The sequence below is a fragment of the Cellulomonas sp. EB106-03-03-XG116 genome, from assembly GCF_058792015.1.
Window position 1 is genome coordinate 55855 of sequence record NZ_JBYTEP010000014.1, and the last position, 22658, is coordinate 78512.

The 22658-nt window shown below is 75.0% G+C and carries 21 protein-coding genes and 1 riboswitch; of the genes, 13 read left to right on the top strand and 8 right to left on the bottom strand.

Translation table 11 applies throughout. From position 1 onward, the window contains the following. Positions 1-31: 31 nt before the first annotated feature. A complete protein-coding gene (locus AC3WUG_RS07790; protein ID WP_492327156.1) occupies positions 32-1261 on the top strand; it encodes an ROK family transcriptional regulator in 1230 nt (409 codons plus the stop codon). On the opposite strand, the gene AC3WUG_RS07795 is transcribed toward AC3WUG_RS07790, so the two are convergent. Genes AC3WUG_RS07795 through AC3WUG_RS07805 form a run of 3 tightly spaced genes read right to left on the bottom strand, consistent with a single transcriptional unit; the run spans position 1254 to position 2943 of the window. Then, positions 1254-2255, bottom strand: coding sequence for a quinone oxidoreductase family protein (locus AC3WUG_RS07795; protein ID WP_492327157.1), 1002 nt, complete (start codon positions 2253-2255; stop codon positions 1254-1256). The genes AC3WUG_RS07790 and AC3WUG_RS07795 overlap by 8 nt on opposite strands. Next, the gene (locus AC3WUG_RS07800) at positions 2252-2479 is read right to left on the bottom strand and encodes a helix-turn-helix transcriptional regulator (RefSeq protein ID WP_147794273.1); all 228 of its coding nucleotides are present in this window, start codon (positions 2477-2479) and stop codon (positions 2252-2254) included. Before AC3WUG_RS07800 ends, AC3WUG_RS07795 begins: the two co-directional genes overlap by 4 nt. Next, a complete protein-coding gene (locus AC3WUG_RS07805) occupies positions 2473-2943 on the bottom strand; it encodes a hypothetical protein (protein ID WP_492327158.1) in 471 nt (156 codons plus the stop codon). The genes AC3WUG_RS07800 and AC3WUG_RS07805 overlap by 7 nt, the downstream gene beginning before the upstream one ends. Positions 2944-3116: 173 nt before the next feature. Here AC3WUG_RS07805 and AC3WUG_RS07810 point away from each other — a divergent pair, with 173 nt between their 5' ends. The 5 genes from AC3WUG_RS07810 to AC3WUG_RS07830 all read left to right on the top strand — a co-directional run bounded on the left by AC3WUG_RS07810 (position 3117) and on the right by AC3WUG_RS07830 (position 10650). Next, positions 3117-4475, top strand: a complete 1359-nt coding sequence (locus AC3WUG_RS07810; protein ID WP_492327159.1) for an extracellular solute-binding protein — start codon at positions 3117-3119, stop codon at positions 4473-4475. 69 nt (positions 4476-4544) lie between these two features. Next, positions 4545-5360, top strand: coding sequence for a carbohydrate ABC transporter permease (locus AC3WUG_RS07815; protein ID WP_246855333.1), 816 nt, complete (start codon positions 4545-4547; stop codon positions 5358-5360). Beyond that, the gene (locus AC3WUG_RS07820; protein ID WP_492327160.1) at positions 5360-6265 is read left to right on the top strand and encodes a carbohydrate ABC transporter permease; all 906 of its coding nucleotides are present in this window, start codon (positions 5360-5362) and stop codon (positions 6263-6265) included. The genes AC3WUG_RS07815 and AC3WUG_RS07820 overlap by 1 nt, the downstream gene beginning before the upstream one ends. Before the next feature lie 54 nt (positions 6266-6319). Then, positions 6320-9418, top strand: coding sequence for an alpha-mannosidase (locus tag AC3WUG_RS07825; protein WP_492327161.1), 3099 nt, complete (start codon positions 6320-6322; stop codon positions 9416-9418). Between the two features lie 143 nt (positions 9419-9561). Next, complete coding sequence (locus AC3WUG_RS07830; RefSeq protein ID WP_492327162.1) at positions 9562-10650, top strand: DsbA family protein; 1089 nt, start codon at positions 9562-9564, stop codon at positions 10648-10650. Positions 10651-10733: 83 nt separating this feature from the next. On the opposite strand, the gene AC3WUG_RS07835 is transcribed toward AC3WUG_RS07830, so the two are convergent. After that, entirely contained in the window at positions 10734-12143 is a 1410-nt protein-coding gene (locus AC3WUG_RS07835; protein ID WP_492327163.1) for an FAD-dependent oxidoreductase, read from the bottom strand. 112 nt (positions 12144-12255) lie between these two features. On the opposite strand from AC3WUG_RS07835, the gene AC3WUG_RS07840 reads away from it, so the two are divergent. Next, entirely contained in the window at positions 12256-12645 is a 390-nt protein-coding gene (locus tag AC3WUG_RS07840) for a DUF3017 domain-containing protein (RefSeq protein WP_492327164.1), read from the top strand. Positions 12646-12835: 190 nt separating this feature from the next. On the opposite strand, the gene AC3WUG_RS07845 is transcribed toward AC3WUG_RS07840, so the two are convergent. Beyond that, on the bottom strand, positions 12836-13981 hold the full coding sequence (locus AC3WUG_RS07845; RefSeq protein WP_492327165.1) for an MIP/aquaporin family protein: 1146 nt from the start codon (positions 13979-13981) through the stop codon (positions 12836-12838). Positions 13982-14188: 207 nt separating this feature from the next. Here AC3WUG_RS07845 and AC3WUG_RS07850 point away from each other — a divergent pair, with 207 nt between their 5' ends. From AC3WUG_RS07850 to AC3WUG_RS07860, 3 genes are all read left to right on the top strand, one after another. Next, positions 14189-15406 carry an NADP-dependent isocitrate dehydrogenase gene (locus AC3WUG_RS07850; RefSeq protein WP_492327166.1) on the top strand — a complete coding sequence of 406 codons (1218 nt, stop codon included), beginning with the start codon at positions 14189-14191 and terminating at the stop codon, positions 15404-15406. A gap of 157 nt (positions 15407-15563) precedes the next feature. Next, positions 15564-16748, top strand: coding sequence for an ROK family transcriptional regulator (locus AC3WUG_RS07855; protein ID WP_492327167.1), 1185 nt, complete (start codon positions 15564-15566; stop codon positions 16746-16748). 46 nt (positions 16749-16794) lie between these two features. Beyond that, on the top strand, positions 16795-17580 hold the full coding sequence (locus AC3WUG_RS07860; protein ID WP_217616225.1) for an ATP-binding cassette domain-containing protein: 786 nt from the start codon (positions 16795-16797) through the stop codon (positions 17578-17580). A 14-nt stretch (positions 17581-17594) separates the two neighbouring features. On the opposite strand, the gene AC3WUG_RS07865 is transcribed toward AC3WUG_RS07860, so the two are convergent. The 3 genes from AC3WUG_RS07865 to purU all read right to left on the bottom strand — a co-directional run bounded on the left by AC3WUG_RS07865 (position 17595) and on the right by purU (position 19571). Further along, positions 17595-17978, bottom strand: coding sequence for a hypothetical protein (locus AC3WUG_RS07865; RefSeq protein WP_492327168.1), 384 nt, complete (start codon positions 17976-17978; stop codon positions 17595-17597). 25 nt (positions 17979-18003) lie between these two features. Next, positions 18004-18549, bottom strand: a complete 546-nt coding sequence (locus AC3WUG_RS07870; protein ID WP_492327169.1) for a nucleotidyltransferase domain-containing protein — start codon at positions 18547-18549, stop codon at positions 18004-18006. 158 nt (positions 18550-18707) lie between these two features. Further along, complete coding sequence (gene purU / locus AC3WUG_RS07875; RefSeq protein WP_492327170.1) at positions 18708-19571, bottom strand: formyltetrahydrofolate deformylase; 864 nt, start codon at positions 19569-19571, stop codon at positions 18708-18710. Positions 19572-19706: 135 nt separating this feature from the next. Here purU and AC3WUG_RS07880 point away from each other — a divergent pair, with 135 nt between their 5' ends. The 3 genes from AC3WUG_RS07880 (at position 19707) to AC3WUG_RS07890 (ending at position 22605) form a co-directional block, all read left to right on the top strand. Then, entirely contained in the window at positions 19707-20213 is a 507-nt protein-coding gene (locus tag AC3WUG_RS07880) for a GNAT family N-acetyltransferase (RefSeq protein ID WP_147794258.1), read from the top strand. A 60-nt stretch (positions 20214-20273) separates the two neighbouring features. Beyond that, a riboswitch (ZMP/ZTP riboswitch) is annotated at positions 20274-20361 on the top strand. A 62-nt stretch (positions 20362-20423) separates the two neighbouring features. Further along, positions 20424-21713, top strand: a complete 1290-nt coding sequence (gene glyA, locus AC3WUG_RS07885; RefSeq protein ID WP_492327171.1) for a serine hydroxymethyltransferase — start codon at positions 20424-20426, stop codon at positions 21711-21713. Positions 21714-21726: 13 nt separating this feature from the next. Beyond that, complete coding sequence (locus AC3WUG_RS07890) at positions 21727-22605, top strand: bifunctional methylenetetrahydrofolate dehydrogenase/methenyltetrahydrofolate cyclohydrolase (RefSeq protein WP_492327172.1); 879 nt, start codon at positions 21727-21729, stop codon at positions 22603-22605. The last annotated feature ends 53 nt before the right edge of the window (positions 22606-22658 follow it).

The window sequence follows — 22658 nt, forward strand, 5'->3', positions numbered from 1 at the left end:
CCCGGTCGCCCGGCGGACGGACGGAGGCACGATGCGTCGCGGGACCAACCTGCCGCGGATGGGCGACTTCAACCAGACGGTCGTGCTGGACGTGGTCCGGCGCGCCGGCGGGGGCCTCGCCCGCGCGGAGGTGGCCCGGCGCACGGGGCTGTCCCCGCAGACCGTGACGAACGTGGCGCGCCGCCTCCTCGACCTCGGCCTGGTGGTCGAGGAGGGCGAGGCGGCGCGTCGCGGCCCCGGCCGCCCCGGCACGCTGCTGCGGCTCGCCGCGGGCAGCCGGTTCGCGGTCGGCGTGCACCTGGACCCCGCGACCATGACGTTCGTGCTGCTCGACCTGTCCGGCGCCGTGGTCGCCCGCGCGCAGGTCCCGACGCCCGTCCCGGAGGACCCGCAGGCCGTCGTCGCCGGCCTCGTCGCCGAGATCGAGGGGCTCATCGCCGGTGCCGGCGTGGCGCGCGAGCGGGTGCTCGGCGTCGGCATCGCGGCCCCCGGGCCGATCGACGTCGAGGCCGGCGTCGTGGTCGACCCGCCGCACCTGCCCGGCTGGCACGACGTGCCGCTGCGGGACGCGGTCGCCGAGCGCACGGGGCTGCGCGCGGTGCTCGACAAGGACGTGATCGCCGCGGCGAGCGCCCACCTGTGGCACCCCGGCGAGCACGCGTCCGACTTCGTGTTCTTCTACCTGGGCACCGGCGTCGCCGTGTCGACGGTGCTGCACGACGAGGTGGTGCGCGGCGTCTCGGGCAACGCGGGGGAGTCGGGGCACCTCGTCGCCGACCCCGAGGGTGCCCGGTGCTGGTGCGGGCGGCGCGGCTGCCTGGGCGCGGTGCTGCGGGCCGAGGCGCTCGCGGAGCAGGGTCGCGCGGCGGGCGTCGACCTCCCCGGCTGGGGTGACGGCACCGACCCGCGCGCGGTGGACGACGCGGTGACCGCGCTGTGCGCCGCCGCGGACGCGGGACACCCCGGCGCGCGGGAGGTGCTCGCGCTCGCGGGCCGGCGGGTCGGCATGGCCGCGGGCGTGCTGACCGACCTGCTCGACGTCCCGGCCGTGCTGGTCGGCGGCCCGCTGTGGGACCGGATCGCCCCGCACGCGGAGGCGGCGCTGGAAGCGGAGATCGCCGCGCACGTGGTCCCCGGCGGGCACGCGCTCACCGTCGCCTCGTCGGCGTTCGGGCCGCAGGTCGGCGCCGTGGGCGCGGGCTGCATCCTGCTGGGCCGCGCGTTCACCCCGCGGCCGACGGACCTGCTGCTGGTCAGCTGACCGTCAGCACCACCTTGCCGCGCGCGGCGCCCGACGCCACGTGGTCGATCGCGGCGGCCGCCTCCGCCAGGGGGAACGTCCGGTCGAGGACCGGTGCGAGCGCGCCGTCGGCGAGCAGGTCCCGCAGGTGCGCGAGGTCGGCCGGGTTCTCGCGGGACACCACGCTCCGCAGCCGGTGCCGGACCCACGGGTCGAGCGCCGCGGCCCGGGCCTGGCGCGCGAGGCCGCCGCCGAGGACCCGGCCGCCGCCCTCCGCGCCGACGAGCACCAGCGAGCCCCGCGGGGCCAGCAGCCGGCGCAGGTCGCGCAGCGGCGTCAGCCCGCCGGTGACCAGCACCGCGTCGTAGCCCGCGCCCGGCGCCGCACCGGCCGACCGGTCCAGCACGGCCACGGCCCCGGCCGCCCGGAGCGCGTCGGCGAGCCCGGGCCGTGCCGTCGCCGCCGTGACCTCGGCGCCCGCCAGCACCGCGAGCCGCACCGCCAGCGTCCCCACCCCGCCCCCGGCGCCGAGCACCAGCACCCGGGTCCCCGCGCCGACCCGGCCGGCGCGCAGCGCGTGCAGGGCGGTGGTGCCGCTGGTCGGGACCGCCGCGGCGACCTCGGTCGGCACGTGCGCGGGCAGAGCGGCGAGCCGCCGTCCCCGCGTCACGGCGACCTCGGCGAACGCGGCCCGCCCGCACCCGAGCACCCGGTCGCCCGGGCGGAGGTCCGGCACGTCCGGCCCGACCGCCTCGACGGTCCCGGCCAGGTCGAGGCCGACGCCGTGCTCGCGCGGCGCGCGCAGCCCGGTCACCAGCCGCATCACGGACGGCAGCCCGGTCACCAGGTGCCAGTCGCCCATCGCGACCCCGGCCGCCGCCACCCGCACGTGCACCTCGTCGCCCGTCGGGGCGGGCAGCGCGCGGTCGACCACCCGCAGCACCCCCGGGTCCCCGTACCGCTCCCGGACGACCGCCCGCACCGTCGTCCCCGTCGTCCTCGCCCCCGTCGTCATGACCGTCCTCCGTCCGGCTCGTACGCGAACACCTCGTCGATGGACCGCCCGAGCGCCCGGGCGATCTGGAAGGCCAGCTCGAGCGAGGGCGAGTAGCGCCCCTGCTCGACGGCGATCACGGTCTGCCGGGTCACGCCCAGCAGCTCCGCCAGCTGGGCCTGCGTGAGCCCCCGGTCGGTGCGCAGCGCCCGGATCCGGTTGGTCACGGCGGTCGGCCTCACCACGGGCCGACCCCCCGGCGGAAGGCGACGACCCGGGCGGCGGCGGACAGCACCGCCGACAGCACGAACCCGAGGTAGAGCGCGTTCGCGATCCAGAACGGGTCGGCCTCCAGCAGCGCGAGGACCAGCCCGCCCAGCCCGCCGAGCACGAGGAACGACTGCCCGACCCGCTCGCCCATCCGCTCGATCTCGCGCTCCCGCTCGTCGCGCACCGCCCGGTCCCGCGACGTGGCGCCGAGCACCGTGCCGGCCAGGATCCCCGCGAGCACCGCCGCGCCGATCGACACGAGCATCGGGCCGGCGTAGGCGACGTCGGTGAGCGGACCCCCGGCGGCCCGGCTCAGCACCACCGCGAGGTACGCGGTGTACCCGAGCACGGCGATGACGCCGAACGCCCAGGTGTTCTTCTCCTGGTAGGACATGGCCCCTCGCTCCCGCGCCGCCGAGATGTCAAAGATGTTTGACATGGCGACCGTAGGACGGGGCCGCGGCCGATGTCAAACATCTTTGACATCGCCGGACGTCACGGTTGCGTCTCGGCGCGCCTCGGACCCTTGACAGCAATTCATCCAGACGTTGTAGTTATCCGTGCCCGGGGCAGCGCCGCCCGGGGCCGTGCACGTGGAGCAAAGGAGCATCCATGCGTCTGCAGAGGACCGTCATCGCAACCGGGGCCGTCGTCGCGCTCGGTCTCACCGCCGCGTGCAGCAGCGGGGGTGGCGACAGCGCCGCCGACGACACCACGATCACCGTCGCGTACCAGAAGACCGCGCAGTTCGTGCAGCTCGACGACCTGCTGCAGAAGGCCAAGTCCGAGTACGAGGCCGCCAACGAGGGCATGACCGTCGACCTGGTGCCGATCGAGGCCGAGCAGGACCAGTACTTCACCAAGCTCGCGCTGATGAACGGCTCGGCGGACACCGCGCCCGACGTCATCTACGAGGACACCTTCCAGATCCGCTCGGACGCCGCGGCCGGCTACCTGCAGCCGATCGACGAGTACGTCGAGGCGTGGGAGGACTGGGACCAGTTCCCGGACACCGCGCGCCAGGCCGGCCTCGGCGACGACGGCAAGGTCTACGGCGTCTCGATGGGCACCGACACCCGCGGGCTCTACTACAACAAGGACCTGTTCGAGCAGGCCGGCCTCCCGACGGACTGGCAGCCGGAGAGCTGGGACGACATCCTCTCCGCCGCGCGCACCATCAAGGAGAAGCTGCCCGACGTCACCCCGATCAACGTGTACGCCGGCAAGGCGGCCGGTGAGGCCACGACGATGCAGGGCTTCGAGATGCTGCTGTACGGCACCGACGACGAGCTCTACGACGCCGACACCCAGAAGTGGATCACCGGCTCGCAGGGCTTCACCGACTCGCTGGCGTTCCTCGAGACGATCTACGGCGAGGGCCTCGCGCCGTCGCTGGACATCGCGCTCGACGCGTCGGTCGGCGCCCGCGTCGCCACCGAGCTGCTGCCGCAGGGCAAGCTCGCGATGGCGGTCGACGGCTCCTGGCTGCCCGGCGGCTGGATCACCGGCGACAACGCCTGGCCCGAGTGGGAGGACACCCTGGGCATGGCCGCGATGCCGACCCAGGACGGGCAGGAGCCCGGCTTCACCTCGATGTCCGGCGGCTGGACCCTCGCGGTCGGCGCGCACGCGGGCGACCCGCAGGCGGCGTTCGACTTCATCGCCACGGCGCTGAACAAGGAGAACTCGCTCAAGTACGACACCGAGAACAGCCAGATCGCGGTGCGCACCGACGTCGCGGAGGACCCGGAGTACCTGGGCTTCAACCCGTCGTTCGAGTTCTTCAGCTCGCTGGTCGACTACACGCACTTCCGCCCGGCGACCCCGGACTACTCGCAGATCTCGTCGAACATCCAGGTCGCGGCGGAGTCGGTGGCGACCGGGCAGGCGACGGCCGAGGAGGCGGCGGCCACCTACGACGAGGGGCTGACGTCCATCGTGGGCGACGACGCGACGCAGGCCGCCGGCTGATGACGGCCGCCACGCCGGCCCGGCCGGACCGCGCTGCGGCTGCTGCCGCTGCTGCCCGCGGTCGCGCTCATGCTGGTGTTCCTGGCCGGTCCGGTGCTGTGGTCGTTCTACGGCTCGCTGACGAACCAGGCGCTGACCGGCTACAAGGCGGCGAACCCGGAGTTCGTGGGCCTGGACAACTACGCCGAGCTGCTCACCGACGACGGCTTCTGGAAGGCCGTCGTCCTGACGGTGGTGTTCGTCGGGGCGTCGGCCGTGATCGGGCAGAACGTGCTCGGCATGGCGCTCGCCCTGCTGCTCCGGGCCGCCGCGAAGCCGCTGCGCGCCGTGGTGTCGGCGCTGGTCGTCGTGGCGTGGGTGCTGCCGGAGATCGTCGCGGCGTTCGCGCTGTACGCGTTCTTCTCCACCGACGGCACGCTCAACCAGGTGCTCGGCTGGTTCGGGCTCGAGGGCCCGACCTGGCTCATCTCGGTGCCGATGCTCGCGGTGATCCTGGCGAACATCTGGCGCGGGACCGCGTTCTCGATGATGGTCTACGGCGCCGCGCTGTCCGAGGTGCCGCCCGACGTCACCGAGGCCGCCGCGATCGACGGCGCCACCGGCCCGCAGCGGTTCTTCCGGATCACGCTGCCGATGATCCGCCGGTCGATCTCGACCAACCTCATGCTCACGACCCTGCAGACCCTCGCGGTGTTCACCCTGATCTGGGTGATGACCGGCGGCGGGCCCGGCACGGACTCCTCGACGCTGCCCGTGCTGGCCTACCAGGAGGCGTTCAAGTTCGCGCAGGTCGGCTACGGCACGGCGATCGCGACGGTGACGCTGCTGGTCGGGGCCGTGTTCTCGATCGTGTACATCCGCGTGCTCAAGCCGGAGGTGGACTGATGGCCGCGCTCACCGCCCCCACCGCCCCGGTGGCGTCGTCCGCCCGCCGGCGGGGCAACCGCCCCGTGCCGTCCGTGGCGTCGCCCCGGCGTCGCACCGGCCGGCTGCTCGTCACGCTCGCCCTGGTGCTGGTCGGCATCGCGTTCCTGGTGCCGCTCGCGTGGATCGTCCTCGCGTCGCTCGACCCCGCCGCGACCGTGTCGGTCAAGCTGCCCGAGTCGGTCACCACGGACAACTTCACCGAGATCCTCACCTGGGAGGCCACCTTCCGGCCGCTGTGGAACTCGCTCGTGCTGTCCCTCGGCACCGGCGTCCTCACGGTGCTGGCGTCGGTGCTCGCGGCCTACCCGCTGTCGCGCTACCAGATGCGGTTCCGCAAGCCGTTCCTCTACTCGATCCTGTTCGGCACCTGCCTGCCCATCACGGCGATGATGGTCCCGGTCTACGCGCTGTTCGTGTACCTGGGGCTGCTCGACTCCGTGCCGGGGACGATCTTCTTCCTCGCGGCGACGTCGCTGCCGATGGCGATCTGGATGACCAAGAACTTCATGGACTCCGTCCCGGTGTCCCTGGAGGAGGCCGCCTGGGTCGACGGCGCCGGGTCGATGACCGCGCTGCGCCGGATCGTCGTCCCGCTGATGCGCCAGGGGATCGCCGTGGTGTTCATCTTCGTGTTCACGCAGGCGTGGGGGAACTTCTTCGTCCCGTTCGTCCTGCTGTTCTCGCCCGCCAACCAGCCCGCCGCCGTCGCGATCTACAGCTTCTTCGGCACCTACGGGACGGTCGCGTACGGCCGGCTCGCGGCGTTCTCGATCCTCTACTCCGTCCCGGTGCTCGTGCTGTACCTGCTGGTGCAGCGGTTCTCCGGGGGCTCGTTCGCCATGTCCGGGGCCGTGAAGGGCTGACGCCCGCCCCCGCCCTCTCGACTCGATCACCGCACGCCGTCAGGAAGGTCCACCATGCCCGTCGAGCACTCCGCCGCCGTCGTCCAGCGCGTCCAGCGGTTCCTGCACGAGCGGCTCGCCCCGGCGGTCGTCGCCGACCGCGCGCCGCTCGACGTCACCGCCTGGACGGCGCCGGGGGAGCCGGTGCCGTTCGACACGGCGGTCGCGCAGGAGTACGCCGCGGCCCCGCCCGGGACGCCGTGGGGCGCGCCGTGGAGCACGACCTGGTTCCGGATGACCGGCGACGTGCCGGCGGGCTGGCTAAACTCCGACGGGGTGCGCGAGGGCCGGCACGCGGTCGAGCTCGCGATCGACCTCGGGTTCACCACGACCCAGCCGGGGTTCCAGGCGGAGGGCCTGGTGCTGCGGGGAGACGGCGTGGCGGTCAAGGGCCTGTCGCCGCGGAACCAGGCGGTCCCGTGGTCCGAGCAGCGCGTCGACGTCTACGTCGAGGCCGCCGGCAACCCGGACGTCGGCAGCAGCACCTGGTACGGGCCGACGCCGCTCGGCGACCCGCTGACCGCCGGCACCGACCCGCTGTACGCGCTGCGGTCCGCCGAGGTGGTGCTGCGCGACGTCGAGGTCTGGGAGCTGTGGCAGGACCTGCTCGCGGTGCTCGGGCTGGTCGAGGTCGTCGACCCCGCCTCCACCCGGTACGCCCGGGCCGTGCGCGCGCTGGACCTGGTGGTGGACGCGGTGGACCCGTCCGACGTCGCCGGCACCGCCGCGGCGGGCCGGGCGGTGCTGCGGCCGGTGCTCGACGTGCCGGCCGCACCCGGCGGGCACCGGGTGCTCGCGACCGGGCACGCGCACATCGACTCCGCCTGGCTGTGGCCGGCCCGGGAGACCGTGCGGAAGTGCTCGCGGACCTTCGCCAGCGTCGTCGCGCTGATGGACGAGCGGCCGGACTTCGTGTTCGCGTGCTCCTCGGCGCAGCAGTACGCCTGGGTGGCGGAGCGGCACCCGGAGCTGTTCGAGCGGATCCGCGCCAAGGTCGCGGCGGGCCAGTTCGTGCCGGTCGGCGGGATGTGGGTCGAGTCGGACACCAACATGCCCGGCGGCGAGGCGCTGGCCCGGCAGATGGTCGAGGGCAAGCGGTACTTCCTCGACGAGCTCGGCGTCGAGACGCAGGACGTGTGGCTGCCCGACTCGTTCGGCTACACCGGCGCGCTGCCGCAGATCGTCCGCGCGGCGGGGTCGCGGTGGTTCCTGTCGCAGAAGCTGTCCTGGAACGACACCAACCGGATGCCGCACCACACCTTCCACTGGGAGGGCATCGACGGGTCGCGGGTGCTCGCGCACTTCCCGCCGGTCGACACCTACAACTCCGACCTGTCGCCGAAGGAGCTCGCGCACGCCGAGCGGAACTTCGCGGACAAGGACGTCGCCTCCGAGTCGCTGGTGCCGTTCGGCTGGGGCGACGGCGGCGGCGGGCCGACGCGCGAGATGCTGGCGGCGGCCGACCGGGCGCGGTCGCTCGGCGGGCTGCCGGAGGTGGAGCTGGGGTCGCCGAACGCGTTCTTCGAGCGCGCCGAGGCCGAGCTCGCGGCGGCCGGGGGACCGCCCGCGGCGTGGTCGGGGGAGATGTACCTCGAGTACCACCGCGGGACGTACACCTCCCAGGCGCGGACCAAGCGCGGCAACCGGCGCAGCGAGCACCTGCTCCGCGAGGCCGAGCTGTGGGCCGCGACCGCGTCGGTGCGGACCGGCGCCGCCTACCCGGCGGACGAGCTGCGCGCGCTGTGGCGGGTCGTGCTGCTGCACCAGTTCCACGACATCCTGCCCGGGTCGTCGATCGGCTGGGTCTACCGGCAGGCGGAGGAGGCGTACGCCGACGTCGAGGCCCGGGCCACCGCCGTGATCGACGCGGCGCTCGCGGCCCTGGTCGGCGACGGCGACCGCACGGTGCGGCTGAACGCGGCGCCGCACGCGCGGGACGGGGTGCCGGCGCTGGGCGGGGCCCTGGCGTCGGACGACGGCGCGGGCGCCGCCGGGGCGGTCGAGGTGCTGCGCGAGGGCGACGCCCTGCGGGTGCGCACCGACGCCCTGGACGTGCGGCTCACGCCGGGCGGGCAGCTCGCGTCCGTCCGCGACCTGGCCGCCGACCGGGAGGCCGTCGCGCCCGGGCACCTGGCCAACCTGCTCCAGGTGCACCGGGACGTGCCCCGGCAGTGGGACGCCTGGGACATCGACGCCGAGTACCGGCGGACGGTGGAGGACCTGGTCGACGCCGACGTGGTCGAGGTGGTCGCCGAGAAGCCCGACCGCGCCGTGGTCCGGACCTCGCGCACGGTCGGCGACTCGACGATCGTCCAGGAGCTGACCTTCCGGCCGGGCACCCGCGCGGTCGAGATCGTCACCGAGGTCGACTGGCACGAGCGGCAGCGGCTGCTCAAGCTCGCGTTCGGGCTGGACGTGCACGCCGACCGGTCCGCCGCCGAGACCCAGTTCGGCCACGTGCACCGGCCGACGCACACCAACACCTCCTGGGACGAGGCGCGGTACGAGATCTGCGCGCACCGCTGGCTGCACGTCGGCGAGCCCGGGTACGGCGTGGCGGTCGCCAACGACGCGACCTACGGCCACGACGTCACCCGGGCGGTCGGCGAGGACGGCGGGACGTCCACGGTGCTGCGGCAGTCGCTGCTGCGGGCCCCGCTGTTCCCGGACCCCGAGGCCGACCAGGGCCGGCACCGGTTCCTGTCCGTGCTGCACGTGGGCGCGGGCATCCCCGAGGCGGTCGTCGACGGGTACCGGGCGAACCTGCCGGTGCGCGAGGTCCGGGGCGGCCGGGACGTCGCGCCGCTGGTGACCGTCGACGGGCCGGGGGCGGTCGTCGAGGCGGTCAAGCTCGCGGACGACGGGTCGGGCGACGTGGTCGTCCGGCTGTACGAGGCGCACGGCGGGCGGGCGCGGGCGACCGTGACCGCGGGGTTCGACGCCGCCGGGGTCGCCGAGGTCGACCTGCTGGAGCGGGACGTCCCGGCGCGGGCGGTGCTGCCCGCGGGCGGGGCGGGCGACGAGGCCGCTGGGGCGGCCGGGGCGGCGGGCGCGGCGGTCGCGCTCGACCTCCGGCCGTTCCAGCTCGTCACCCTCCGCTTCCGCCGGGCCTGACGCGCGCCGCCGGGACGCACAGGGCGCGCCCAGGTGCGCCCCAGCGTCCCGGCAGGTGCGGGCGGGAGCGTCGGCGCCGGTGGGCGCGGCGCCGCGGTGCGGTGGCGGGCCCCGACGCCCGACCCCCGCACAGGAAGCGACCCATGACCTCTCGACCCCCGGCCCAGGAGAAGCTGCCCAAGAAGGACCGCAAGGCGCTCGCCCGGGAGCTCGCCCGCCTCGAGCGCGAGCGCCAGGCGCAGCGCCGGCGGCGCAACCGGCGGCTCGGCTGGGCCGGCGCAGGGACGGCCGTCGTCGCGGCGGGCGTGGTCGCGGCGCTCGCGGTGCAGGCGTCGGTCCGCGCCGGGCAGGTCGGGCCGCACAACATGCTGTCGGACGGGATCGTGCTCACCGGCGACGGCAGCGCGGTCGCGGCGAGCCGCACCAGCGCGCTCGACCCCGGGGCGTCGCCCGTCGCGACGGTGGTGGACCGGAGCAGCGGCGTGCTGGACCTGGTGCTGTACCTGGACTACCGGTCGCCCGAGGCCGAGGCGTTCTGGGCGGCGAGCTCCGCGTCGATCGAGCAGTGGGTGACCGCGGGGTACGCGACGCTGGAGATCCACCCGCTGGCGCTGCTCGACGGGGCGGCGGTCGGCGCGGGGACCGGCGCCTCGCCGGCCCCCTCCGCGACGACGTCCCCGACGCCGTCCGCGACCGCGTCCGCCGACGACTCGCTGCTCGGCACCATGCAGACCACCGGCGACTACTCCGCGCGCGCCGCCGGGGCGCTGGCGTGCGTGGCGGACACGGCGCCTGACAGCGTGCTCGCCGTGCACGACGCCCTGCTCGCCGCGCAGCCCGACCTCGACGAGGACGGCCTCGCCGACGACGACCTGGTCGCGCTGGTGCAGAACGCCGGCGTGACCGACACGGCCGTCGCGGACTGCGTGACGAACGGCGACTTCACCGACTGGGCCCAGGAGGCGACCACCCGCGCGGCCGACTCCGTGCCGTACGACGTCGGCAGCGTCGCCACCAGCCCGGTCGTGCTGGTCGGCGGGCAGCAGTACACCGGCGACCTCGGCGACGCGGACGCGCTGCTCGCGTTCATCGAGCAGGTGAGCACGGCGCTCGCCGCGGAGGCTGCGGAGGCCGAGGCGTCCGCCTCGCCGAGCGCGTCGCCGACCGAGTCGTCCACCGAGGGCGCGTCCGAGGAGCCGTCCCCGTCGGCTCCGGAGACGACCGCCCCTTAGCGGGGACACAGAGCGCTGGAACCGGCCCGCGCGCGGGGCGACGGGGCCGCGCGGGGGACCGGCCCGGTCGAGCCCGCCGGGCCTCAGGCGGCGAGGGCCTTGGCCAGCGGCACCGCGGGGTCGGCCGCCCGCGCCCGGTCGAGCACCGGGAGCGCGGCGCCCGCCAGCAGCCGGCGCGCGGCCCCTACGTCGCGGGGCCGGTCGACCGCGAACACCGCCGTCAGCGTGCCGGCCTCCCCGGCGCCGCCCGGGGCGAACCACAGCGCGGACCAGCCGTCGTCGCCGGCCGGGTCGCCGCGCAGCACCACGTCGTCCGCGGCGCCCGGCAGCCCGTACAGCGCGAGCTCGTGCCCGAGCTGCGTCGAGAACACGTACGGGGCGAGGTCCGACTCGGCGGCCTCCCGGCCGAGCAGCCCGGCGACCGCCACGGCCGGACCGCGCAGCGCCGCGTCCCAGTGCCCACCGGGCACCCAGCCGTGCCGGGCGGACCGGCGCCGGGCCGCGTCGCCGACCACCCGCACCCGCCACGAGCCGCCGACCGGGGCGTGCCGCTCGTCCACGGCCACGGACCCGTCGGGGTCCAGCGGCAGCGCACCCGCCAGCCAGCCCGTCGCCGGGCGCGCGCCGATCGCGGCGAGCACCGCGTCCGCCGGCAGCACCGTCCCGTCGGCCAGCCGCACCGCGCCGGGCTCGACCGCCGCCACGGTCGCGCGCGTGCGCAGCCGCACGCCCGCGCGGGCGAACCACGGGGCCGTCAGCGCGCCGACCTCGGCGCCGAGCGCGGTCATCAGCGGCGCCTCGCGGGCCTCGACGACGGTCACGTCCACCCCGGCCGCCGCGGCGACGGTGGCCACCTCCGCGCCGACCCAGCCCGCGCCGACGACCACGAGGCGGCGGGGGGTGGCAGGGGCCGCGCCGGGGGCGCGGGTCGCGCCGGTCGCGCGGGGGCCGGCGGCTGCGGGGCCGGCGGCTGCGGGGCCGGCCGCTGCCGGGGCGCCGGCTGCGGCGAGCCCGTGCGGGAACCCGAGCGCGGCGCGCAGCCGCTCGGCGTCCGCCGCGGTGTGCAGGGTCAGCGCGTGCTCCCACGCGAGCGGCCGGACGGCGGCGGCCCCGGTGGCCACGACCACCGCGTCGGCGGCCACGTCGCCGTCCGCCGTGCCGACCCGCACGCCGTCGTCGTCGACCGCGAGGCCCGTCGCGGGGGCGGCCAGCCGGACGTCGTCCGCGGCGGCGAGCGCGTCGGCGCCCAGCTCGTCGGCCAGCCAGGCCGGCGCGGGGCGGTCGAGCAGGTGCTTGGAGAGCGGCGGCCGGTCGTACGGCGCCACCCCCTCGGCGCCGAGCAGCGTCACCCGGCCGTCGAACCCCTGGGCCCGCAGCTCGAGCACCGTCCGGGCGCCCGCGATGCCGGCGCCGACGACCACGACCGAGCGCGGCGGGCCGGGCGTGCCGGAGCCGTGGTCGGGGCGGGCGGCGGCGGGTCCAGCAGCAGGCACGCGGCCACCGTAGCCTGCGGCGACGCCGGGCGCGCCGGCCGGGCCGGCGGGGCGCGGTAGCCTCGGCGGTGACGGCGCGCGGCTCCTCGCCCGCCGCGGGAGGGAGACGCGCGTGAGCCAGGACGGGGTGGTGACGCCGGCAGCGACGACGTCGAGCCCGCCCGTCGGCCGGCCGTCCCCCGAGGACGAGCGGTTCGGCCCCGACGGCGAGCCGCTCGACCCGCGCGCGATCGCGCGCGCCTCCCTCGCGGCCGACCGGAACTGGTCGCTGTGGGTGATCGCCGGCGCGGTGCTGTTCTGCGTCGCCCTCTCGCTCGCGGCCGGCACCCCGACCGGCGCCCTCGCGCTGGCCTGCTTCCTCGCCTGCTGCGCCGTGGTCCGGGCGGTCGTGCGGAAGTCGCCGGCGTCGCTCGTCGTGCGGCGGCGCGCCGTGGACGTGACCGTGCTCGGGGGCCTCGCCCTGGCGATCGGCGTCCTGTCGCAGGTCGTGCCCTCGCTCTGACCCCGCGGCCCGGTGCCGCGCGGCGCCGGGCACCCGGTTCGGTGCGTCCAGCCCGGTTCGGTGCCTCCTGCCACCGAACCGGGCGAGAGCCACCGAACCCGGCGCGAGCCGCGCGGTCCCCGGCGCGCCGGGGACGACGCAGGGCGGCGACCCCGTCCGGGATCGCCGCCCTGCGCCGTGCGTGCGGGCGTCAGCGCGCCGGCTGCACCTCGACCTCGACCTCGTCGATCTCCAGGTCCTCGTCGAGCACGTCGTCGTCCGCCGGGGCGGTCGCGAACGCGCGGTAGAGCAGGGCCGCCAGCGCGGCGCCGACCAGTGGCGCGACCCAGAACACCCAGATCTGGCCCCAGGCCCAGGACTCCGAGAAGAGGGCCGCGGCCGTCGAGCGGGCCGGGTTCAGCGAGCCGCCGGTGACGGGGTACGCCACGAGCATGCCGAACGCCACGGTCAGGCCGACGGCGAACGCGGCCTGCTGGCGGGTGCGGCCCCGGCGGTCGGTGGCGCCGAGGTAGACGCCGACGAGGACCGCGGCGAGCACGCCCTCGAGCAGCAGCGCGGCGACCATGCTGAAGCCCTCGCCGTTCGTGGACTGCGCGACGGGCGAGTGCGCCCCGTAGCCGTTGGCGGTGCCGCTGAAGAAGGTCCGCTCGTTGCCCTCGAGCGCGGGCAGCGAGGTGGCGGTCACGAACAGCACGGCCGAGGCGAGCGCCCCGCCGACGAGCTGCGCCAGCCAGTACGGCACCAGGTGGGACCACGGCGTGCGCCCGGCGAGCGTGCTGCCGAGCGTGATCGCCGGGTTGAAGTGGCCGCCCGACACGTGCGACACGGCGACGAACGCCGCGATCGTGCCGAAGCCGAACCCGAGCGCGGTGCCGATGACGCCGGCCCCGCTGACCGACGCGAACAGCGCCGCGCCCACGCCCGCGAGGACGACGACGAACGTGCCGAACACCTCGGCGCCGACCCGGGCCACGAGCGACGGGCCGGTCAGGGTGGCGCGCACGGCCTCGATCTCGACCTCGTCGTCCACGGCGACGGCGGTCGCGGTGCCGTAGCCGCTGGCCGCGCCGTAGCCGACGGGGATCGCCGCGGGGGCCGGGGCCGCCGCGGGGGCGGGGGCGGCCGTGGGCGCGGCGGCCGGCGACGCCGAGGCGTTCGGTGCCGGGGCGCTCGCCGGCGCGGGCGCGGGCACGGCCGAGCCGGCGGGCGGCGCGGACGGCGTCGGGGTCACGGGGGCGGCCGGCGTCGTGGGCTCGGCCGGGGTGCCCTGCTGCGGGTCGGTCGCGCCGGTGGGCGCGTCCGGAGCCTCGTCGGGCTCGGGCTTGTCCTGCGACATGATCATCCGTTCGTCGGGTGCGATGACGGGCGCGGGCCGCGCCGTTCGGCGGCCCCGCACCGGGTCCGACCTGCGGGCGCGCTGCGCGCCGCCCGGTCGGGCACACAGTTCGAGCATGCCACCGATCGCTGTGCGTCGCCTGGATGCGGGCCGGTTCCGGCCCCGGCCCGCCCGCGAAGTCTCTCGACGTCAAGTAATCTGGGCCGCATGGCGAAGATCAAGGTGGTTGGACCGGTCGTCGAGCTCGACGGTGACGAGATGACGCGGATCATCTGGCAGTTCATCAAGGACCGCCTGATCCATCCGTACCTCGACATCGACCTGCGCTACTACGACCTGTCGATCGAGAACCGCGACGCGACGGACGACCAGGTCACGGTCGACGCGGCGCACGCGATCAAGGAGCACGGCGTCGGCGTCAAGTGCGCGACGATCACCCCGGACGAGGCCCGGGTCGAGGAGTTCGGCCTCAAGAAGATGTGGCGCTCCCCGAACGGCACGATCCGCAACATCCTCGGCGGCGTGGTCTTCCGCGAGCCGATCATCATCAGCAACATCCCGCGCCTGGTGCCGGGCTGGAACAAGCCGATCATCATCGGCCGCCACGCCCACGGCGACCAGTACAAGGCGACGGACTTCACGGTGCAGGGCGCCGGCACCCTGACCCTGACCTTCACCCCCGCGGACGGCTCCGAGCCGATCCAGCAGGAGGTCGTGACGTACCCCGACGGCGGCGGCGTCGCGATGGCCATGTACAACTTCGACGAGTCGATCCGCGACTTCGCGCGCGCCTCGTTCGCGTACGGCCTGCAGCGGAAGTACCCCGTGTACCTGTCCACCAAGAACACGATCCTCAAGGCCTACGACGGCCGGTTCAAGGACCTGTTCCAGGAGGTGTTCGACGCCGAGTTCGCGGCGGCGTTCGCCGAGGCCGGCCTCACCTACGAGCACCGCCTCATCGACGACATGGTCGCCTCCGCGATGAAGTGGGAGGGCGGCTACGTCTGGGCCTGCAAGAACTACGACGGCGACGTCCAGTCGGACACCGTCGCGCAGGGCTTCGGCTCGCTCGGCCTGATGACCTCCGTCCTCATGACCCCGGACGGCCAGACCGTCGAGGCCGAGGCCGCGCACGGCACCGTCACCCGGCACTACCGCCAGCACCAGGCGGGCAAGCCGACGTCGACCAACCCGATCGCGTCGATCTTCGCGTGGACCGGCGGCCTCAAGCACCGCGGCAAGCTGGACGGCACCCCCGAGGTGACCCAGTTCGCCGAGACGCTCGAGGACGTCGTCGTGAAGACGGTCGAGAGCGGCAAGATGACCAAGGACCTCGCGCTCCTGGTCGGCCCGGAGCAGGAGTGGCTGACCACCGAGGGCTTCCTCGCGGCCCTCGACGAGAACCTGGCCGCGCGCCTGGGCTGACCCCCGCGCCGCACGACCCACGACGGCCGCCACCCGCACCCCGCGGGCGGCGGCCGTCGCCGTGTCCGGGAGGCCGGTGCCGTCACCTCTCGAACGCATCTGAGTGGGTGGTGCGCGGCGTGCGGATCGGGGTCGTGGCGCCTGTATCCTCGGCTACGTGGGCACTGAGAGAGTGACCCCGGGATCGCAATCTTCACTCCGTGAAGCCAACCGGGCCCGGATCGTGAGTGCCGTCCAGCAGCGTGGCTCACTCACGCAGGTCGAGCTGGCCGGTGTCACGGGGCTGTCACCCGCCACGGTGTCGAACATCGTCAAGGAGCTCACCGGCGCCGGCGTGCTCGCCACGGCGCCCACCTCCCGCAGCGGTCGCCGGGCCCAGCAGGTCACGCTCGCGCGCAACCTCGGGCTGGTCGGCGGCATCCACTTCGGATCCCGGTCGCTGCGGGTCACGATCGCCGACGTCGCCCAGCGCGTCGTCGCCGACCAGCGCATGCCGCTGCCGCCGGACCACCGCGCCGACGCGGGCCTGGAGCGCGCGTCGCTGCTGCTCACCGAGCTCGTCGACTCGGTCGACGCCACCATGTCGGAGGTGCTCGCCGTCGGGGTCGGGGTGCCGGCCCCCGTCGACCCGGTCACCGGCCGGATCGTGTCGGTGGGCGTGCTGCGCGGCTGGGACGGGGTGTCCGTGCCCGAGGTGCTGGAGCGCCGGCTCGGCGTCCCCGTCCAGGTCGACAACGACTCCAACCTCGGCGCGCTGGCCGAGCTGCGGCACGGCGCCGCCCGGGGCAAGCGGCACGTCGCCTACCTGAAGGTCTCGCACGGCGTCGGCAGCGGCCTGATCGTCGACGGGCGCGTCTTCCACGGTCGAACGGGCGCGGCCGGCGAGTTCGGCCACATCACCATCGACGACAACGGCCCGATCTGCCGGTGCGGCAACCGCGGCTGCCTCGACGCGCTCATCGGCGCGCCCGCCCTGCTGCGGATGCTCGAGTCCAGCCACGGGCACCTCACGCTCTCCGACGTCATCGCGCGCGCCCAGGACGGCGACCCCGGCTGCCGGCGGGTGATCTCGGACGCCGGGCGGCTGCTCGCGGTCGCCGCCGCGAACACCTGCAACCTGTTCGACCCGGAGCTCGTCGTCGTCGGCGGGCGGCTCGCCGACGCGGGCCCGATCCTGCTGGACACGTTCCGGAGCGTGCTCGCGCAGCGGACCCTGCCGAGCACCGCCGGGCCGGTCGAGGTGGTCGTGTCCGAGCTCGGCACCGCCGCCGAGGTGCGGGGGGCGCTGGCGCTCGCGCTCGACCACGCCGGTATTGCCCAGTCCATGGCGGTGGCAGGATGAGCCGGTGCAGCACGGCACGCGGCAAGGACGCAGCGGAGGAGGACCGATGACCAGGGCACCGGGCACCCCCGTCCTGTCCGTGCGGGGCGTCTCCCGCAACTACGGCGCGGTGCGCGCGCTCGTCGACGTGGACCTCGACATCCACGCGCACGAGGTCGTGGCGATCGTCGGCGACATCGGCGCCGGCAAGTCGACCCTCGCGCGGGTGATGTCCGGGGCGCTCGCCCCCGACTCCGGCCACATCGAGGTCGGCGGGGTCCCCGTCACCATGCCGTCGACGCGCGCCGCGCGGGAGCTCGGCATCGCGGCCGTGTTCCAGGACCTCGCGCTCGCCGAGAACCTCGACGTCGTGCAGAACCTGTTCCTCGGCCAGGAGCTCCGCCGCGCGGGCATCCTCGACGAGCGGCGGATGGAGCGCCGCGCCTGGGAGGTGCTCAGCCAGCTCGCCGCGCGCGTGCCGTCCGTCCGGGCGCCCGTGCGCGCGCTGTCCGGGGGCCAGCGGCAGGCGGTCGCCGTCGCCCGCACGCTCGTGGGGAACCCGCGGGTCGTCGTGCTGGACGAGCCCCTGGCGTCGCTCGGCATCTCGCAGACCGCCGAGGTGCTGAACATGGTCGAGCGGCTCCGGGAGAGCGGCCTCGGCGTCGTGATGATCAGCCACTCGATGGTCGACGTGCAGGCCGTCGCCGACCGGATCGTCGTGCTGCGGCTCGGGAGGATCAACGGCGACTTCGACGCCGAGCACGCCTCGTACGAGGACCTCATCGCGGCGATCACGGGGATCACGCCGACGGGGCGGGCTGCGCGGCCGACGACCCGGCCGGCGACGCTCTGAGCCGTCGGTCGGCGTCAGACGCCGTACCGGGGGAGTGCCGCCACGAGGCGGGCGGCGGACGCCGTGACGTCCCGCGCGACCCGGGCGGTGACGTAGTCGCCGTACTGGGCCTGGGACTTCTGCGCTGTCAGCCGCACCAGCCGTCGTGCGAGTGGGGCGCCGTCCGCGACCTGGGCGAGCAGCGCCGCGGCCGCCCGGTGGTCGGGGCCGCTGCTGCGGTGCCCCAGCGCGATGCCGCAGATCGCATCGGCCGCGGCGATCGCGGCGCTGATGGCGTTCGCCGCGGACACGCTCGCCTCCCGGGACGGCCCGTCGGCGCACGCCGCGAGGCGCTCCTCAGCGACGCGCAGGTGCTCGCGCGCGATCTCGGCGCGCTCGCGGGCAGACGCCGGGGTCATCCGCGTCGTCCGTGGCGGCACGTGGTCACGCTCCGTGGGCTCGCAGCAGCTCCCTCAGGTCCGGGCCGCTGATCGTGGTGGCATCGTCCAGCCACGAACGAACCATCGGGTCGGCGGCCTGGACAAGTGCCGTCACGCGATCTGTGGACAGCTCGTACACGGAGCAGGCGTTGCCGGTCCACCGCTCGACACCCACGGTGATGTCGAGGAGCAGGTGCTCCGCCTCGTCGGCGGCCACATCGTCTGGGGTGAGCACCACCAGGTCGACGTCGCTCCGCCGGTCGCTCGTCCCGCGTGCGACCGAGCCGTAGAGCGCGACGGTGGTCCGAGCCGCGCGATCCGCGCCCAAGTGCTCGACGAGAAGAGCGACGAGCCGTTCCCGCAGCGCGTCGAGGGTGTGCGTCGCGAAGCGGACCGCGGTCTCGATGGCGGGCCAGGCGAGGTGCTCCCGGTTCGCGCGGTAGAGCACGGCGTGCGACGACCGGGCGGCCAGCACCGTGCCCTGCTCGGCGAGTCGCCCCAGCGCCGCTCGTACCCCGGGGTTCGACGCTCCGGGGACGAGGTCGGCCACGCGGGACCCGGTCAGCGGCGTCTCGGCCCTGCTGAGGACGACGAGCACCCGCCCCTCGAGGCTGGGGACGACAGCGGAGATCGGGTCGCTCAGGTTCACGGTGACCTCGCGATCTACTACTTTTCCATCAGGTCTGATGAAAAAGTATCAGATCTGAGTCAGCGGAAGACGATCGTCCGGTGCCCGTCCAGCAGCACCCGGTGCTCCGCGTGCCAGCGCACCGCGCGGGCCAGCGCCCGGCGCTCGACGTCCTGCCCGAGCGCGACCAGGTCCGCGACGCCGCGAGAGTGGTCCACCCGCTCCACGTCCTGCTCGATGATCGGGCCCTCGTCGAGGTCGCCCGTCACGTAGTGCGCGGTCGCGCCGATCAGCTTCACGCCGCGGTCGTGGGCCTGCGCGTAGGGGCGCGCGCCCTTGAAGGACGGCAGGAACGAGTGGTGGATGTTGATGACCCGCCCGGCCAGGGCGCGGCACAGGTCGTCGGACAGGATCTGCATGTACCGGGCGAGCACGACCAGCTCGACGTCCAGCTCCTCGACGAGCTCCAGGAGCCGGGCCTCGGCGGCCGCCTTGGTGTCCTTCGTGACGGGCACGTGGTGGAACGGGATGGCGTAGAACGCCGCCAGGTCGGCGAGCGCGGTGTGGTTCGACACCAGGCCGACGATGTCGATCGGCAGGCCCTCGGACCGCTGCCGGAACGCCAGGTCGTTCACGCAGTGCGCGGCGGTCGAGCCCAGCAGCAGGGTGCGGACCTTGCGGCCGGCGACGTCCAGCGACCAGTCCATCGAGAACCGCGGGGCGAGTGCGGCGAGCGCCTGCTCGAGCTCCTCGCGGGTCCGCTCGGCGGCGACCTCGACGCGCATGAAGAACAGGCCCGACAGCGGGTCGCCGAACTGCTGCGACTCGGTGATGTTCCCGCCGTGCTCCGCGAGCAGCCCCGCGACGGCGGCCACGATGCCGGGCTGGTCGGGGCAGGACAGCGACAGCACCCAGGAGGTGGCCGCAGGGGTCGAGGTGGTCACGCAGGGGAGGGTACCCGCGGGCGACGCGCGCCAGCCCGGCGCGTCCGCGGGCCGGAGGTGTCCACCGGGTGGAATCCGGGCGACATCGGGACCTCCGGGCTGCCGACCGCGCGCACCTCCTGAGATCATGGGGGCATGAGCGACACCGAGGTGACCATCCGGCCCATCGCCGACGCCGACGCCGGCGAGCTCCTGACGCTGCGCCGCGCCGCGTTCGTCACCGAGGCCCAGCAGTACGACGACCCGCACATCCCGCCGCTGACCCAGACCCTGTCGGAGCTGCGCGCGGACCTCGCGGCCGAGGGCGTCGTCACGCTCGGCGCCTGGGCCGGTCACCGCCTGGTCGGCTCGATCCGCGTCGTGCTCGAGGGCAAGAAGGCCACGCTCGGCCGGTTCGCGGTCGCGCCCGACCAGCAGGGCCACGGCATCGGGACGCAGCTGCTGCTCGCGATCCTGCCGCACCTCCCGGAGGACGTGGAGGAGATCTGGGTGTTCACCGGGCGCGACTCGGTGCAGAACCTCGCCCTGTACGAGAAGCACGGCTACACGCACGAGCACGACCAGACGGTCGGGGACCTCACGTACGCGTACCTGCGGCGCATCCTCGGCGAGGCCGACGCGGAGGCGCCCGCCTCGGCGTGAACCGGTCCTGCGACCGGTCCGCGGACGCTCCGCCCCGCCCCGGCGGGGACGTTGCTAGGCTGACCCGGTCGCGACTGGCGCACAGGTGGGTCACCACCGGGGAGCGACGCAGCAGCACGACGTCGGGTCGGACGCCTGGGCCCCGCGGTCATCCACACACCACCGGTGTGCGGCCGACACGACCGCGCACGCCGACTGCCGAGGAGACGCATGAGCGCCGACACCACGCCCCTGCTCGACCAGAACCTGTCCCAGGTGGACCCGGAGATCGCGGCGGTCCTGGACGGGGAGCTCGCCCGCCAGCAGGGCACGCTCGAGATGATCGCGAGCGAGAACTTCGTCCCGCGCGCCGTCCTGCAGGCGCAGGGCTCCGTCCTCACCAACAAGTACGCCGAGGGCTACCCGGGCCGCCGGTACTACGGCGGCTGCGAGCAGGTCGACATCGCGGAGACCCTCGCGATCACCCGCGCCAAGGAGCTGTTCGGCGCCGAGCACGCCAACGTCCAGCCGCACTCCGGCGCCACCGCGAACGCGGCCGTCCTGCACGCCCTCGCCAACGCCGGCGACCGCATCCTGGGCCTCGAGCTCGCGCACGGCGGCCACCTGACGCACGGCATGAAGATCAACTTCTCCGGCAAGCTCTACGACGTCGGCGCGTACGGCGTGAACCCGGACACCTTCCTCATCGAGCCCGAGGCGATCCGCGAGGCCGCGCTCAAGCACCGCCCGGCCGTGATCATCGGCGGCTGGTCCGCCTACCCGCGGCACCTCGACTTCGCCGCGATGCGCGAGATCGCCGACGAGGTCGGCGCGAAGCTCTGGGTCGACATGGCGCACTTCGCCGGCCTGGTGGCCGCGGGTCTGCACCCGTCGCCGGTGCCGTACGCGGACGTCGTGTCGTCCACCGTGCACAAGACGATCGGCGGCCCCCGCTCGGGCTTCATCCTGAGCCGCGAGGAGTACGCCAAGAAGATCGACTCCGCCGTGTTCCCGGGCCAGCAGGGCGGCCCGCTCATGCACGTCATCGCCGCCAAGGCCGTGTCGTTCAAGATCGCGGGCGGCGAGGACTTCAAGGACCGCCAGCAGCGCACCATCGACGGCGCGCGGATCATCGCCGACCGCCTGGTCTCGCCCGAGGTGGCCGCCGCGGGTGTGTCCGTCCTGACGGGCGGCACCGACGTGCACCTGGTGCTGGTCGACCTGCGGAACTCGCAGCTCGACGGCCAGCAGGCCGAGGACCTCCTGCACGACGTCGGCATCACCGTGAACCGCAACGCGGTGCCGTTCGACCCGCGGCCCCCGCGCGTCACCTCCGGCCTGCGGATCGGCACCCCGGCGCTCGCGACCCGCGGCTTCGGCGACGCCGAGTTCACCGAGGTCGCGGACATCATCGCGACCGCGCTGACCGCCGGCGCGTCCGCCGACGTCGAGGGCCTGCGGGCGCGCGTGGCCAAGCTGGCCGACGCGTTCCCGCTGTACCCCGGCCTCCAGCAGTACTGATCGGGGCCGCGACATGACGGCGAAGACGCTCGACGGCAAGGCCACGGCCGCCGCGATCAAGAACGAGCTCAAGGCGCGGGTGGCGGTGCTCGCCGAGCGCGGCATCACGCCCGGGCTCGGCACGCTGCTCGTGGGGGAGGACCCGGGCTCGGTGTCCTACGTCGCCGGCAAGCACCGGGACTGCGCGGAGGTGGGCATCGCCTCCATCCGCGAGGACCTGCCCGCCGACGCCTCCCAGGAGGACATCGAGGCGGCGGTCCAGCGGCTGAACGCGGACCCGGCGTGCACCGGGTTCATCGTGCAGCTGCCCCTGCCGCGCGGGATCGACACCAACCGCGTGCTCGAGCTCGTCGACCCCGACAAGGACGCCGACGGCCTGCACCCGACCAACCTCGGCCGCCTGGTGCTGCGGGTCAACGAGGAGATCGACTCCCCGCTGCCCTGCACGCCGCGCGGCATCATCGAGCTGCTCACCCGGCACGGGGTGGACCTGGCCGGCGCGGACGTCACGGTGATCGGCCGCGGCACGACGGTCGGGCGGTCCATCGGGCTGCTGCTGACCCGCCGCGCCGTGAACGCCACGGTGACGCTCACCCACACCGGCACCGCCGACCTCGGCGAGCACACCCGGAACGCCGACGTGATCGTGGCGGCCGCCGGCGTGCCCGGGATCCTCACGGCCGACCTGGTGAAGCCGGGCGCCGTGGTGGTCGACGTGGGCGTGTCCCGGGTGTCCGACCCGGAGACGGGCAAGAGCCGGATCGCGGGCGACGTGGACGGCGGCGTGGCCGAGGTGGCCGCGTGGGTGTCGCCCAACCCCGGCGGGGTGGGGCCGATGACGCGGGCGATGCTGCTGGCGAACGTCGTGGAGTCCGCCGAGCGCCAGGCCTGAGTCGCACGCACCGCCGACGCCCGGGTGCGCGGCCGGTCCCACGGGGCCTCCCC

What these genes read in the sequence shown, in the direction of transcription:
- AC3WUG_RS07790 (WP_492327156.1), top strand. Translation starts at nt 32, where the DNA reads ATGCGTCGCGGGACCAACCTGCCGCGGATGGGCGACTTCAACCAGACG.
- AC3WUG_RS07795 (WP_492327157.1), bottom strand. Translation starts at nt 2,255, where the DNA reads ATGACGACGGGGGCGAGGACGACGGGGACGACGGTGCGGGCGGTCGTC.
- AC3WUG_RS07805 (WP_492327158.1), bottom strand. Translation starts at nt 2,943, where the DNA reads ATGTCAAACATCTTTGACATCTCGGCGGCGCGGGAGCGAGGGGCCATG.
- AC3WUG_RS07810 (WP_492327159.1), top strand. Translation starts at nt 3,117, where the DNA reads ATGCGTCTGCAGAGGACCGTCATCGCAACCGGGGCCGTCGTCGCGCTC.
- AC3WUG_RS07815 (WP_246855333.1), top strand. Translation starts at nt 4,545, where the DNA reads ATGCTGGTGTTCCTGGCCGGTCCGGTGCTGTGGTCGTTCTACGGCTCG.
- AC3WUG_RS07820 (WP_492327160.1), top strand. Translation starts at nt 5,360, where the DNA reads ATGGCCGCGCTCACCGCCCCCACCGCCCCGGTGGCGTCGTCCGCCCGC.
- AC3WUG_RS07825 (WP_492327161.1), top strand. Translation starts at nt 6,320, where the DNA reads ATGCCCGTCGAGCACTCCGCCGCCGTCGTCCAGCGCGTCCAGCGGTTC.
- AC3WUG_RS07830 (WP_492327162.1), top strand. Translation starts at nt 9,562, where the DNA reads ATGACCTCTCGACCCCCGGCCCAGGAGAAGCTGCCCAAGAAGGACCGC.
- AC3WUG_RS07845 (WP_492327165.1), bottom strand. Translation starts at nt 13,981, where the DNA reads ATGTCGCAGGACAAGCCCGAGCCCGACGAGGCTCCGGACGCGCCCACC.
- AC3WUG_RS07850 (WP_492327166.1), top strand. Translation starts at nt 14,189, where the DNA reads ATGGCGAAGATCAAGGTGGTTGGACCGGTCGTCGAGCTCGACGGTGAC.
- AC3WUG_RS07860 (WP_217616225.1), top strand. Translation starts at nt 16,795, where the DNA reads ATGACCAGGGCACCGGGCACCCCCGTCCTGTCCGTGCGGGGCGTCTCC.
- AC3WUG_RS07865 (WP_492327168.1), bottom strand. Translation starts at nt 17,978, where the DNA reads ATGACCCCGGCGTCTGCCCGCGAGCGCGCCGAGATCGCGCGCGAGCAC.
- AC3WUG_RS07880 (WP_147794258.1), top strand. Translation starts at nt 19,707, where the DNA reads ATGAGCGACACCGAGGTGACCATCCGGCCCATCGCCGACGCCGACGCC.
- glyA (WP_492327171.1), top strand. Translation starts at nt 20,424, where the DNA reads ATGAGCGCCGACACCACGCCCCTGCTCGACCAGAACCTGTCCCAGGTG.
- AC3WUG_RS07890 (WP_492327172.1), top strand. Translation starts at nt 21,727, where the DNA reads ATGACGGCGAAGACGCTCGACGGCAAGGCCACGGCCGCCGCGATCAAG.